General features: G+C 42.6%; 10 protein-coding genes. All 10 read left to right on the plus strand.

Annotated elements, in window-relative coordinates; translation table 11 throughout:
- Window positions 1-1,296 carry an adenylosuccinate lyase gene (gene purB, locus PaeCFBP13512_RS21470; RefSeq protein WP_137225845.1) on the plus strand — a complete coding sequence of 432 codons (1,296 nt, stop codon included), beginning with the start codon at window positions 1-3 and terminating at the stop codon, window positions 1,294-1,296.
- Between the two features lie 19 nt (window positions 1,297-1,315).
- Window positions 1,316-2,209, plus strand: coding sequence for a phosphoribosylaminoimidazolesuccinocarboxamide synthase (locus tag PaeCFBP13512_RS21475; RefSeq protein ID WP_137225847.1), 894 nt, complete (start codon window positions 1,316-1,318; stop codon window positions 2,207-2,209).
- A gap of 529 nt (window positions 2,210-2,738) precedes the next feature.
- Window positions 2,739-2,984: a phosphoribosylformylglycinamidine synthase subunit PurS gene (purS, locus tag PaeCFBP13512_RS21480; RefSeq protein WP_069328921.1), complete on the plus strand. Its 246-nt coding sequence runs from the start codon at window positions 2,739-2,741 to the stop codon at window positions 2,982-2,984.
- Window positions 2,985-2,988: 4 nt separating this feature from the next.
- Window positions 2,989-3,678: a phosphoribosylformylglycinamidine synthase subunit PurQ gene (gene purQ, locus PaeCFBP13512_RS21485; protein WP_137225849.1), complete on the plus strand. Its 690-nt coding sequence runs from the start codon at window positions 2,989-2,991 to the stop codon at window positions 3,676-3,678.
- Window positions 3,656-5,902 carry a phosphoribosylformylglycinamidine synthase subunit PurL gene (purL, locus tag PaeCFBP13512_RS21490; protein WP_137225850.1) on the plus strand — a complete coding sequence of 749 codons (2,247 nt, stop codon included), beginning with the start codon at window positions 3,656-3,658 and terminating at the stop codon, window positions 5,900-5,902. Before purQ ends, purL begins: the two co-directional genes overlap by 23 nt.
- Entirely contained in the window at window positions 5,887-7,365 is a 1,479-nt protein-coding gene (gene purF / locus PaeCFBP13512_RS21495) for an amidophosphoribosyltransferase (RefSeq protein WP_069328924.1), read from the plus strand. The genes purL and purF overlap by 16 nt, the downstream gene beginning before the upstream one ends.
- Before the next feature lie 1,033 nt (window positions 7,366-8,398).
- Window positions 8,399-9,442: a phosphoribosylformylglycinamidine cyclo-ligase gene (purM, locus tag PaeCFBP13512_RS21500; RefSeq protein WP_137225852.1), complete on the plus strand. Its 1,044-nt coding sequence runs from the start codon at window positions 8,399-8,401 to the stop codon at window positions 9,440-9,442.
- Complete coding sequence (gene purN / locus PaeCFBP13512_RS21505; RefSeq protein ID WP_137225854.1) at window positions 9,442-10,065, plus strand: phosphoribosylglycinamide formyltransferase; 624 nt, start codon at window positions 9,442-9,444, stop codon at window positions 10,063-10,065. Before purM ends, purN begins: the two co-directional genes overlap by 1 nt.
- Before the next feature lie 33 nt (window positions 10,066-10,098).
- Complete coding sequence (gene purH, locus PaeCFBP13512_RS21510; protein ID WP_137225856.1) at window positions 10,099-11,646, plus strand: bifunctional phosphoribosylaminoimidazolecarboxamide formyltransferase/IMP cyclohydrolase; 1,548 nt, start codon at window positions 10,099-10,101, stop codon at window positions 11,644-11,646.
- 203 nt (window positions 11,647-11,849) lie between these two features.
- Window positions 11,850-13,124 (plus strand): phosphoribosylamine--glycine ligase, encoded by a 1,275-nt coding sequence (purD, locus tag PaeCFBP13512_RS21515; RefSeq protein ID WP_137225858.1) that lies wholly within the window; start codon window positions 11,850-11,852, stop codon window positions 13,122-13,124.
- The last annotated feature ends 206 nt before the right edge of the window (window positions 13,125-13,330 follow it).

Raw genomic sequence — 13,330 nt, forward strand, 5'->3', positions numbered from 1 at the left:
ATGATCGAACGTTATAGCAGACCTGAAATGAGAAATATCTGGAGTGAAGAGAACAAATTTAAAGCTTGGTTGGAAGTAGAAATTTGCGCTTGTGAAGCATGGGCGGAATTAGGCGTTATTCCAAAAGAAGATGTAGAAAAATTACGTGCAGGTGCTTCTTTTGATATGGATCGCATTTATGAGATCGAAAAAGAAACACGTCATGATGTGATTGCATTTACCCGTGCGGTATCTGAAAGCTTGGGTGAAGAACGTAAATGGGTACATTACGGTTTAACATCAACAGATGTGGTGGATACAGCACTTGGTTATCTTTTGCGCCAAGCCAATGAAATCTTAGAACGTGATATTATCAATTTTATCGAAATTTTGAAAGATAAAGCGATCGCTTATAAAGATACACCGATGATGGGACGTACGCATGGTGTTCATGCAGAGCCGACTACATTTGGCTTGAAAATGGCATTATGGCATGAAGAAATGAAACGTAACTTGGAGCGCTTCCGTCATGCAGCCGACAACGTTCAATACGGTAAAATGTCTGGTGCTGTAGGAACATATGCGAATATTGATCCTTTTGTAGAAGAATTCGTATGTAACAAGTTAGGTACCAAAGCGGCTCCCATCTCTACACAAACGTTACAACGTGATCGTCATGCTGAATATATGGCAACACTGGCTTTGGTAGCAACATCGCTTGATAAATTTGCAACTGAAGTACGGGCACTACAGAAGAGTGAAGTGCGTGAAGTCGAAGAAGCTTTTGCTAAAGGTCAAAAAGGTTCATCTGCCATGCCTCACAAACGTAATCCAATCAGCTCTGAAAATATCTCAGGTCTTTCTCGTGTAATCCGTGGTCATATGGTGTCTGCGTATGAAAATGTAACGTTGTGGCATGAACGTGATATTTCACATTCATCGGTAGAACGTATTATTTTGCCAGATGCAACGATGTTGTTGAACTACATGTTGAATCGCTTTGGTAACATTATCAAAAACTTAACGGTATTCCCTGAAAATATGCAACGCAATATTCAACGTACGTACGGTGTTCCTTTCTCCGGTCGTGTGATGACTAAATTAATTGATAAAGGTATCAGCCGTGAGCAAGCGTATGATACAGTTCAACCTCGTGCAATGCAAGCGTGGGAAGAGCAACGTTCGTTTAAAGATATTATTTTGGAAACTCCTGCAATAACAGAACTATTGAATGCTGAAGAAATTGAAGAAGCATTCAACCCATCATGGCATCTGAAACATGTCGATACGATTTTCAAAAAACTCGGTCTGGAATAGGAAAGAGGGGACACTACACATGATATCGCAAGCCGTCACAACAGCTGTTGATCTGGTTAATGCACCGCTGATCTATAAAGGAAAAGTACGCGAATTGTATGATCTGGGCGAGCACTATCTGATAGTCGTTACTGATCGCATTTCTGCTTTTGATTATGTACTTGATCCACCTGTACCACACAAAGGGGAAGTGTTGAACCGCTTAAGTGCTTTCTGGTTCGGACAAACCAACAACCTGATCGATAATCATGTCGTACATATTGATGTCGATCAATTAGGCGATATCGTGCGTGACCCGGAAGCACTGCGTAACCGCATTATGGTCACACGCAAAGCGGAACGTATCGATATGGAGTGTGTAGTACGTGGTTATATTACAGGCGGTGGGTGGAGACAATATCAAGAAACCGGTCAAGTGAACGGGATTACCCTTCCTGAAGGCTTGCGTAAAAATGGTGTATTCCCTAATCCGTTGTTCACCCCTGCTGCCAAAAATGATACTGGTCATGATGAAGATATTTCTTTTGACGACATGAAAAATCGAATTGGTGCAGAACTTGCTGAAGAATTAAAAACCAAAAGTATTCAACTTTATGAATATGCCCGTCAGTATTGTGATCAACACGATATTATTCTAGCAGATTGCAAATTCGAATTCGGATTGATTGATGGCAAAGTCGTCTTAATCGACGAAATTTTCACGCCGGATTCTTCACGCTTCTGGGCGAAAAACAACTATGCACTGGATATCGAAATCGACAGTATGGATAAAGAACCAGTACGCACGTATCTGGCAGGCACAGATTGGGATAAAAACAGCCAACCTGCTCCTTTACCAGAATCTGTCGTCCAAGCCACATCCGAACGCTATCTAGCCATCTATCAGAAGTTAACGGGGAGGCAATTGATTTGATCCTTGGGGAGACCGCTGCGGGAAAGAATCATCCTGCCGATCGCTGTTAAGAATGAATATCTGGAATGACTGCTTGGCAGTCGATATTCATTCTTAAAGGCGAACGCTACGCTTCTTATGGATGATTTCTTTCCCTCCGCTCCGCCCGGATCGAGATCAATTGGCGCTCGTTAGGGGTGGGACAGAAAAGATAAGGACTGCATGGTGTTCACTATGTAGACTATCCATATCAAGGCAGTCTACCAAGTCATATTTTCTGCTCACTTCACCCCTCTGATTGAGATTGCGACCTGATCTATCGACCAGAATTGTAGCTCTTTGCTCTAAACTAAGCATTTACACACTAAGTACAAATAAAGTGATTCTTCGTTCCAAGCGAAGGAATCAGAATCATCTGTGACCATAGCGAGGTATCTATAGAATCACCAAGTCATTCATTTTCAAAGTTCTCAATTTAAAGTAATCACTACCTGATACACCTAGCAATATTAACTCAGCATCACCTAATCTAAGGAGGAACAAAAATAACATGATTAAAGCTACTGTCTACGTGACCATTAAGCAAAGCGTACTTGACCCACAAGGTGTTGCTGTTCAAGGTGCACTTCATTCTTTAGGATTCAATGAAGTCGAGAGTCTTCGCATCGGGAAGTACATGGAGATTGAATTGGATACAGATAATCGTGAAGAAGCAGAAGAACGCTTGAAAGTGATGTGCGAGAAGTTGCTAGCTAATACGGTTGTTGAAAATTACCGTTTCGAACTGGAGGGTTAAATCCATGAAATTTGCAGTCTTGGTATTTCCGGGCTCTAACTGTGATATTGACTGCTTCAAAGCAGTTGAAGACACTTTAGGGGAATCGGTAGAATATGTTTGGCACACAGCGACAGACTTATCAGCGTATGATTGTATTTTGGTTCCAGGTGGCTTTTCGTATGGAGATTACTTAAGATGTGGAGCGATTTCTCAATTTGCTCCGGTGATGACTGAAGTGGCTAAAGCCGCAGAACAAGGCAAATACGTACTTGGGATTTGTAATGGATTCCAGATTTTGACTGAAGCTCGTCTGTTACCCGGTGCTTTACTTCGTAATGAATCGATGAAATTCCGTTGTCATGATACATTGCTAACGGTCGTGAATAACCAGACTCCATTTACTCGTGATTATGCAGATGGTGAAGAAATTACGATTCCGATTGCTCACGGTGAAGGCAACTACTATTGTGATGATGCGACGTTAGAACAATTAAAAGATAATAACCAGATCGTTTTCCAATATGGACATAATCCGAATGGATCGTTACATGATATTGCAGGGATTTGTAATGAACGTGGCAATGTTGTAGGCATGATGCCTCACCCTGAACGTGCAGTGGATGAATTGTTAGGATCAGCAGATGGCAAAAAAATGTTTACATCTATTTTGAAAGCTTGGAGGGATCAACATGACGCAGCAAACATCCGTTAAGGAACCGACGGCGGAGCAAGTCGCAGACCAGCAAATATACAAACAAATGGGTGTATCGGATAGCGAGTATGAGTTGATCTGCGGTTTTCTCGGACGGAAACCGAACTACACCGAAATCGGCGTATTTAGTGTAATGTGGTCGGAACACTGCGCATACAAAAACTCCAAACCGTTACTACGTCGCTTTCCTACAACTGGACCTCGTGTATTGATGGGGCCGGGTGAAGGTGCAGGGATTGTCGATATCGGTGACAATCAAGCTGTTGTTTTCAAAATCGAAAGTCATAATCACCCTTCTGCGGTTGAACCTTTTCAAGGAGCGGCAACAGGTGTAGGTGGAATCATTCGTGATATTTTCTCTATGGGAGCAAGACCTGTAGCGGTATTGAACTCTTTGCGTTTCGGTAAACTCGAAAGTGAACGTGTGAAATATTTGTTCGAGCATGTGGTATCCGGGATTGCAGGTTATGGTAACTGTATCGGGATTCCAACGGTTGGCGGCGAAGTGATGTTCGATGAAAGTTATGATGGTAATCCACTTGTGAATGCGATGTGTGTAGGATTAATCGATCATGACAAAATTCAACGTGGTGTCGCTAAAGGGGTAGGTAACCCTGTATTTTATGTAGGGCCTCCTACAGGACGTGATGGAATTCATGGAGCTACGTTTGCCTCTGAAGAATTGACAGAAGAATCAGAAGCTCGACGTACCGCAGTACAAGTCGGTGATCCATTTATGGAGAAACTGGTCATGGAATCTTGCTTGGAATTAATTGATTCCGGTATTGTGCTAGGGATTCAAGATATGGGTGCAGCAGGTCTAACATGTTCAAGTGCGGAAATGGCAAGTAAAGCAGGAAACGGTCTAGAATTGTATCTCGATCAAGTACCACAGCGTGAAGATGGCATGACAGCTTATGAAATGATGCTCTCTGAATCTCAAGAACGGATGTTGTTCGTGGTGGAGCCGAAAGACGAAGCACAAGCGATGGAGATCTTTGAACGTTGGGGCGTTATCTGTGCCAAAGTTGGTAAAGTAACCGATGATGGACGACTGAAACTATTGCATCATGGCGAAGTAGTAGGTGATATGCCTGTACATGCTCTAGTGGATGAGTGCCCTATTTATGATAAGCCTTCTTCAGTGCCAGCGTATTATGAGCAACAAGCACATGTAGATACCAATCGTTATGATGAAGTGACTGATCTCAGTGGTGCATTGAAATCAATTCTAGCTTCACCAACGGTAGCAAGCAAAGCTTGGGTCTATGATCAATATGATTATATGGTGCGTACAAGCACAGCCGTTCGTCCAGGATCAGATGCAGCCGTCATCACGATTCGTGGTACACGCAAAGCACTCGCCATGACAACCGATTGTAATGGACGTTATGTGTACCTTGATCCAGAAGTAGGCGGTAAAATCGCTGTCAGCGAAGCGGCTCGTAATATTGTCTGCTCAGGTGCGGAGCCGCTTGCCATTACAGATAATCTCAACTTTGGTAGCCCTGAAAAACCAGATATTTTCTGGCAAATGGAAAAATCAGTAGACGGTATGGCAGAAGCTTGTCGTGTACTGGATACTCCAGTCATCGGCGGTAATGTCAGCCTTTATAATGAAAATACTCGTGGAGCGATCTATCCTACGCCTGTTGTAGGTATGGTGGGATTGATTCATGATACAGATCATATCACTACACAAGGATTCAAAAACGAAGGCGATGTTATTTTCGTACTGGGAGATACATTTGCAGAATTAGGCGGTAGTGAATTCCAGAAAGTGATTCATCAGGTGACAGAAGGTCGCCCACCAGCATTAGATTTGAATACCGAAAAGAAATTGCTAGGTAGCGTACTGAGTGCGATTCAAAGCGGACTGGTTCAATCTGCACATGATCTATCTGAAGGTGGATTATCTGTAGCTTTAGCAGAGTCTTGCATTAGCGGTAAATTAGGTGCAAGCGTAGCACTCAACAGCGACAACTTGCGTCATGATCTACTGTTATTCAGCGAAAGTCAATCTCGTATCTTGTTATCAGCAACACCTGCACAAGCAGATGCTCTAGAAAGTCATATTCAATCTCAAGGTGTACCTGTACGTCGTATCGGTCAAGTGCAAGGCACAGAACTTCAAATCCAAGTGGACGGCAAACAAGTCTTGGCAGAGCAGGTGAACAATCTGCGTCAAGTCTGGGAGGATGCGATTCCATGTCTGATGAATTAAACAAACAGACGTTGTGGACAGGTGATTATTATAATCAAGGTACCGGTCCCAATGATATTTTTGATACATTAAAAGAAGAATGCGGTGTTTTCGGAGTCTACGGACATTCCGAAGCCGCTTCCCTTTCTTATTATGGATTACATGCGCTTCAACATCGCGGGGAAGAGAGCGCAGGCTTATGTGTAAGTGATCGTAACCAATTTCATTATCATCGTGGTATGGGACTGGTTAAAGAAGTCTTTGATAAAGATACTTTAGGTTCGTTAACAGGTGATATCTCGATTGGTCATGTCCGTTATTCGACCAGTGGAGATAGTCGTCTTACCAACGCTCAACCATTAGTATTTCGCTATCGTGCAGGTGAATTGGCACTAGCCACTAATGGTAATATTGTGAATGCTCCGCAGATTCGGCGTGAGCTAGAAGAAGCGGGTTCTATTTTTCAAACGACGAGTGATACAGAAGTGGTCGCTCACTTAATCGCACGTTCCAACAAGCCTCTGGTCGAAGCGGCAAAAGATGCGTTCCGACAAATTGTAGGCGGTTTTGCTTTTATGATTATGACCAATGAGCAATTAATTGTTGCTTCTGATCCTAACGGATTGCGTCCAATCACGATGGGTCGTCTGGGTGAAGCATATATTTTTGCTTCCGAGACCTGTGCTCTTGAAACGATTGGTGCAGAGTTAGTACGAGATGTTCAACCAGGCGAATTACTGATTTTGGATCAACATGGATTGATCGAAGATCGTTATATCGAACCGCAACGTAAAGCGCTATGTTCGATGGAATATATTTATTTTGCACGACCGGATAGTGATATGAACGGTGCGAATCTACATGCCGCTCGTAAACGGATGGGTTCTGTGATGGCACAGGAATCATTTATCGATGCTGATCTTGTGACAGGTGTACCGGATTCCAGTATTTCAGCCGCTATCGGATTCGCGGAACAAACGGGTATCCCTTATGAACTTGGGATGATTAAAAATAAATACACCGGACGAACATTTATCCAACCGAGTCAAGAATTACGTGAACAAGGTGTCAAAATGAAGCTTAGTGCTGTACGCCGTGTGGTGGAAGGTAAACGTGTCGTGATGATCGATGATTCGATTGTACGCGGAACCACTTCACGTCGTATCGTCAATATGCTACGTGATGCAGGTGCTACAGAAGTGCATGTACGTATCACTTCCCCACCTTTTAAAAATCCATGCTTCTATGGTATTGATACACCGGATCGCCGTGAACTGATTGCTTCTACGATGTCGATTGAAGAAATGCGCAAAGAACTGAATGCCGATTCACTTACCTTTTTGAGCTTTGAAGGCTTGATCAAAGCAGTCGGTGGCGACAACAGCACAGACTACAAAGGTGGTATGTGCATGGCATGCTTCGACAACGATTATCCAACTCAAACGGACTTCGGCGGCGAAGAACAATTCGGATGTGGATGTTAGTCGAAGGCTTTACATCTGGAAAAGGTGGCTGGCGTTTGAGTTAGGGACCGCTATGGGACAGGAATGATCTTCCCGATCGCTGGTAAGGCTTGGATATCTTGATTAACCGCCAAGCGGTTGATATCCAAATCTTAAAGGCGAACGCTACGCTTCTCACAGATTCATTCCTGTCCCGTCGCTCCGATGCTCAAAAGCCACCATTTCAGAGTGATGCAAAGTTCGATCTAGTGGGGGTGGCAGGGTAGATCAGAATGATCTAAAGCAGTGGATGTTGATGCTACTCTTTTGGTGCAAGTTGGAAGAATGGTAAGGCACTGTATTGTCCTGTCGTCCTCACAGTAGGGATTTTAGAACTTCTTGAACATTTAGAATGATGGATTTAAAAAAGATATCTATTTGTATCATATGTATAGTATTACTAGGTTTTAGAGGTTTTGTATGGAATGATATTTAATATTATTTGTTGAAGTATGAACAGAAAATTTAAGAAATCTAAGCTTTTTGGAAGTTATGAAAAGTATGCATGTTCTCTAAATGTTTATTATATTTTTACCTACTATGAGTCTATGTTGAATAGCGCTAGACTTTCTAAAAAAATGAATTGAGTTTTCAATATAAATAGCAATTTCTCAAACATCACTTATATCTATTTAAATTAAAAAATATACACTTGTTCAACAAGCAACAACTACGAACCTATATACAATCCAACCAGCGATTACGAAGTAGAGCCTCATTACATTACCAAAACAATCTTAGAGAATTAGGGTCTGCTTTTAGAAAAGTTGAACCACGCTCAAGCGGAGAGGAAAAGGATTGTTCGAAAGAGCGAAGCGCTCGCCTTACAAGTTTTCGATAGAAAACTACATCGGAAGCATAAGCTAAGGTTGGATATCGACTGCCCAGCAGTCCTATCAAGATATTCATTCTTAACAGCGACGATAGAACAACCTTTTCCTCGCAGCGCTGTAGCTCACCAACTCTTCTACCCGCAACCCCATTTCCTAAGCCCAAACGAAAGGTGCGATGTACAGTGTCAGAAGCCTATAAAAGTGCCGGGGTCGATATCGCGGCAGGGAATGAAGCAGTAGAACGGATGAAAAAGCACGTTAAAACAACGTTTCGCCCGGAAGTGATGACAGAACTTGGTGGTTTCGGTGCATTGTTTGGCCTGAACAAAGATAAATATGATGAGCCTGTACTCGTATCCGGTACGGATGGTGTCGGCACGAAGCTGAAGCTTGCTTTTGCGATGGATAAGCATGACACGATTGGTATCGATGCTGTTGCGATGTGTGTGAATGATATCGTGGTACAAGGTGCAGAACCGTTGTTTTTCCTTGATTATCTAGCATGTGATCGTGTGATTCCTGAAAAGATCGAAGCGATTGTATCCGGTATTGCTGATGGATGTCGTCAAGCAGGATGTGCCTTGATCGGTGGAGAAACGGCTGAAATGCCAGGAATGTACTCGAAAGGTGAATATGATATTGCTGGATTTACCGTAGGTATCGTAGATAAAGCCAAAGTGATCACAGGTAGTGAAATCGCATCTGGTGATGTCGTGCTAGGCTTAGCTTCTAGTGGCATACACAGTAATGGCTTCTCACTGGTACGTAAATTGTTACTTGAAGACGGTGGATATGATCTCAAAGATACGGTAGCAGAACTTGATGGTGCTGTACTTGGAGATGTATTGCTAGAGCCTACTAAAATATATGTTAAATCAACACTTGCGTTACAAGAAGCGGTTAAAGTCAAAGGGATGGCACATATTACAGGTGGCGGATTTATCGAAAATATTCCACGGATGTTGCCTGAAAACGTGAATGTTGATATTGAATACGGAAACTGGCCGATCTTGCCTATTTTTCAATTGATGCAAGCTAAGGGCGGTATTAGCCACAAAGATATGTTTACGACATTCAATATGGGTATCGGTATGGTGATTGTGGTTGCTGCGGATCAAGCAGAACAGGCATTAGCAGTTCTCAAAGAACAAGGCGAGACCGCATACAGACTTGGAAGTGTGCATGAAGGAACCAAAGTTGTGACATTTACCGGAGTCGATGTGTAATGAAGCCTTTTCGAATTGCTGTCTTTGCTTCAGGGGAAGGCACTAATTTTCAAGCGATGGTCGATGCATGGCAAAAGGGGTATTTTGGTGCAACAGAAGCAACAACAATCGAATTGTTAGTTTCTGATAAACCGCAAGCCCCTGTGGTTCAGCGTGCGATACAAGCGGGTGTAGATACGTATGTTTTTCGCCCTAAAGAATACAGTAGTCGTGAACAGTATGAAATAGAGATTGTAGCTGAACTGGAACGCCGGGGGATTGATCTGATTGTGTTGGCAGGCTATATGCGTTTGCTTACACCGACAATCGTGAATCCTTATATGGGTCGGATGATCAATGTACATCCGTCTTTATTGCCTGCTTTTCCAGGAAAAGATGCATTAGGTCAGGCACTAGCCTACGGTGTGAAATTAACAGGGATTACGGTTCATTTTGTAGATAATGGCATGGATACAGGGCCGATTGTGGCGCAACAAGCTATAGAAGTACAGCCACACGATACAACAGAGACGCTAGCCGAACGGATACATGAGATTGAACGGAAATTGTATCCACAAGTGGTGGCTCAGATTGCACAAGGTAAAGTCACGCTTGAAGGACGACAAGTGATTGTGGAAACATAACTTTTTTCAAATTAAAGGAGGAATAAATCCATCATGAGTATCAAAAGAGCGCTAGTGAGCGTGTCCGACAAAGCAGGTGTGGTTGATTTTTGCCGCGAGTTGTCTCAATTGGGTGTTGAAATTATTTCGACAGGTGGGACTAAAAATCTGCTTGCTGAAGCAGGAGTACCGGTGATTGGTATTTCAGAAGTAACTGGATTTCCTGAGATTCTAGATGGTCGTGTCAAAACATTACATCCGGCAGTACATAGTGGTCTGTTGGCAGTTCGAGATAGCGCGGAACACCAACAGCAAATGAAAGATTTGGAATTGGGATATATTGATCTGGTCGTTGTGAATTTGTATCCTTTCCAAGAAACGATCTCCAAACCAGATGTAGCTTATGAAGATGCAATAGAAAATATTGATATTGGTGGACCTACGATGTTGCGTAGTGCTGCGAAGAATCATGCATTTGTTAGTGTAGTGGTCGATTCTAACGACTATGCACAAGTGCTAGAAGAAGTACGTGCAGAAGGGGATACAACGCTGGATACACGTAAACGTCTAGCAGCTAAAGTATTCCGCCATACTGCGGCATATGATGCTCTAATCTCTGATTATCTGTGCAATGTATTAGGTGATCCTTTGCCAGAGCGTTACACAGTAACATATGAGAAGATTCAAGATCTTCGTTATGGCGAAAATCCACATCAAGCGGCAGCTTTTTACCGTAAGCCGATGGCACCAGCAGGTACACTGACGACTGCGGAGCAACTTCATGGCAAAGAGTTATCTTACAACAATATCAATGATGCCAATGCGGCTCTACAAATTGTAAAAGAATTTACAGAACCTGCTGTTGTGGCTGTCAAACATATGAATCCTTGCGGAGTAGGCGTAGGCGAGACGATCGCTGAAGCATACAACAAAGCATACAATGCAGATCCAACTTCGATTTTCGGTGGAATTGTAGCGGCTAACCGTACAATTGATGCAGAAACAGCGCAACCGCTCAGTGAGATTTTCCTAGAAATCGTACTTGCTCCTGACTTTACACCAGAAGCATTAGAAATTTTGACGAAAAAGAAAAATATTCGCTTGCTGAAAATGGGCGAATTGACTTCATCGGAAGCACGTACATCGCAACATGTAGTGACTACGATTGAAGGCGGTATGGTCGTACAAGAAAGTGATGTACATTCGATTACAACAGATGATCTAAAAGTCGTCACTGACCGTTCTCCTTCTGGCGAAGAATTGAAGCAATTGTTATTCGGATGGAAAGTCGTGAAGCATGTGAAATCCAATGCGATCGTATTAGCAGCCGATGATATGACTGTTGGCGTAGGTGCGGGTCAGATGAATCGTGTAGGAGCCGCTAAAATTGCGATCGAACAAGCAGGAGAAAAAGCGAACGGAGCTATTCTTGCTTCAGATGCCTTTTTCCCAATGGGTGATACGGTCGAATTGGCAGCCAAAGCAGGTATCAAAGCGATTATTCAACCGGGTGGATCGATCAAAGACGAAGAATCAATCAAAATGGCTAATGAATATGGTATCGCTATGGTATTTACAGGCGTACGTCATTTCAAACATTAATCGTATAGGAATATGATTTGGCACAAATGGAAATAGATTCACTGAGAAATACTACAGAATCAGATGATAGATAGTTATAAAACAATGTTTGTACTCCTATAAATTCGCTTGCAATATGCAACAAAACAGACCGAATTTTTCTTGTTCGGTCTGTTGCTTTGTTGGCTTGAAAAATCCTTCTCTATGTAAAGGAGCGTGACGTGATGGATATTTTAGTGGTTGGTGGTGGTGGACGTGAGCATGCAATCATCTGGTCGCTTGCCCAAAGTCCAAAAGCAGATAAAATTTACTGTGCTCCTGGAAATGCAGGCATTGCACAACTAGCAGAATGTGTGCCGATTCAAGTGAATGAATTTGAGAAATTAGCTGATTTTGCGGAAGAACAAAAAGTAGGCTTGGTTGTGATCGGTCCAGATGATCCACTAGCTGATGGGATTGTAGATGTTTTTGAACATCGTCAAATTCCAGTATACGGTCCTCGTAAAAATGCAGCACTTATCGAAGGTAGCAAAACCTTTATGAAAGACTTGCTTCATAAATACAATATTCCAACAGCCGCTTATGCAAAGTTCGATGATTATCCATCTGCCCTTCAGTATCTTCAACAACAATCGATGCCTATCGTGATCAAAGCCGATGGACTTGCCGCAGGTAAAGGGGTAACGGTTGCACACAGTATGGACGAAGCGGTCGATGCATTACAGTCGATTATGCAAGATAAAGTATTTGGTGAAGCAGGCAGTAAAGTAGTGATTGAAGAATTTTTGGCTGGACAAGAAATGTCGATCTTAGCTTTTGTTGATGGAGAAACGGTTCGTCCTATGGCGGCGGCGCAAGATCACAAGCCTGCATATGATAACGATCTAGGACCAAATACAGGTGGAATGGGAACCTATTCGCCGTTACCACATATCCAACAAAGTATTATTGATGAAGCAATAGAGACGATTATTGTTCCAACTGCCAAAGCGATGGTTGCCGAAGGTCGTTCATTTAGCGGAGTATTATTTGCAGGATTGATGATATCACCAGATGGCACGCCCAAAACGATTGAATTTAATGCACGCTTTGGTGATCCTGAGACGCAAGTGGTCTTACCACGTCTACAAAGTGATCTGCTAGAGATTTTCCTAGCGACGGTAAATGGTACACTTGCCGATATTGAGATCCAGTGGAGTGAGCAAGCCGCTGTATGTGTAATCCTTGCTTCAGGAGGTTATCCTGCTGCTTATGCTAAAGGATTGCCGATTAGTGGGCTAGAACATATAGATGAGCAAGCACTGGTATTTCATGCAGGTACAGCATTAAGTACAAATGGTGAAGTGGTGACCAATGGCGGACGTGTACTGGGTGTTGTAGGATTAGGAACAGATATTGCAACAGCACGTGCCAAAGCGTATGAACATGCTGAAAAGATTACATTTGAAGGTAAGCATCAGCGTAGTGATATTGCGGCTAAAGCGATGCAAGATCAATAAAATAGATAAGCCGTCTGAGTCAAAAAAGACGGCTTTTTTTATTGGCTACATACTTTTATTGTAACAACTAATTAAGACTGTGAAATATAAAATGATGGTATAACATATTTTACAGAAAATTTACGGTTATTTTCCATAATATTGTTGACTGAATTGCCATATATTGATTAGATAGTAAGGTCTATTCTTTTTAAGGAAAAGATATA

The sequence above is a fragment of the Paenibacillus sp. CFBP13512 genome (assembly GCF_005233705.1).
GTDB classification, from domain to species: domain Bacteria; phylum Bacillota; class Bacilli; order Paenibacillales; family Paenibacillaceae; genus Saccharibacillus; species Saccharibacillus nuruki.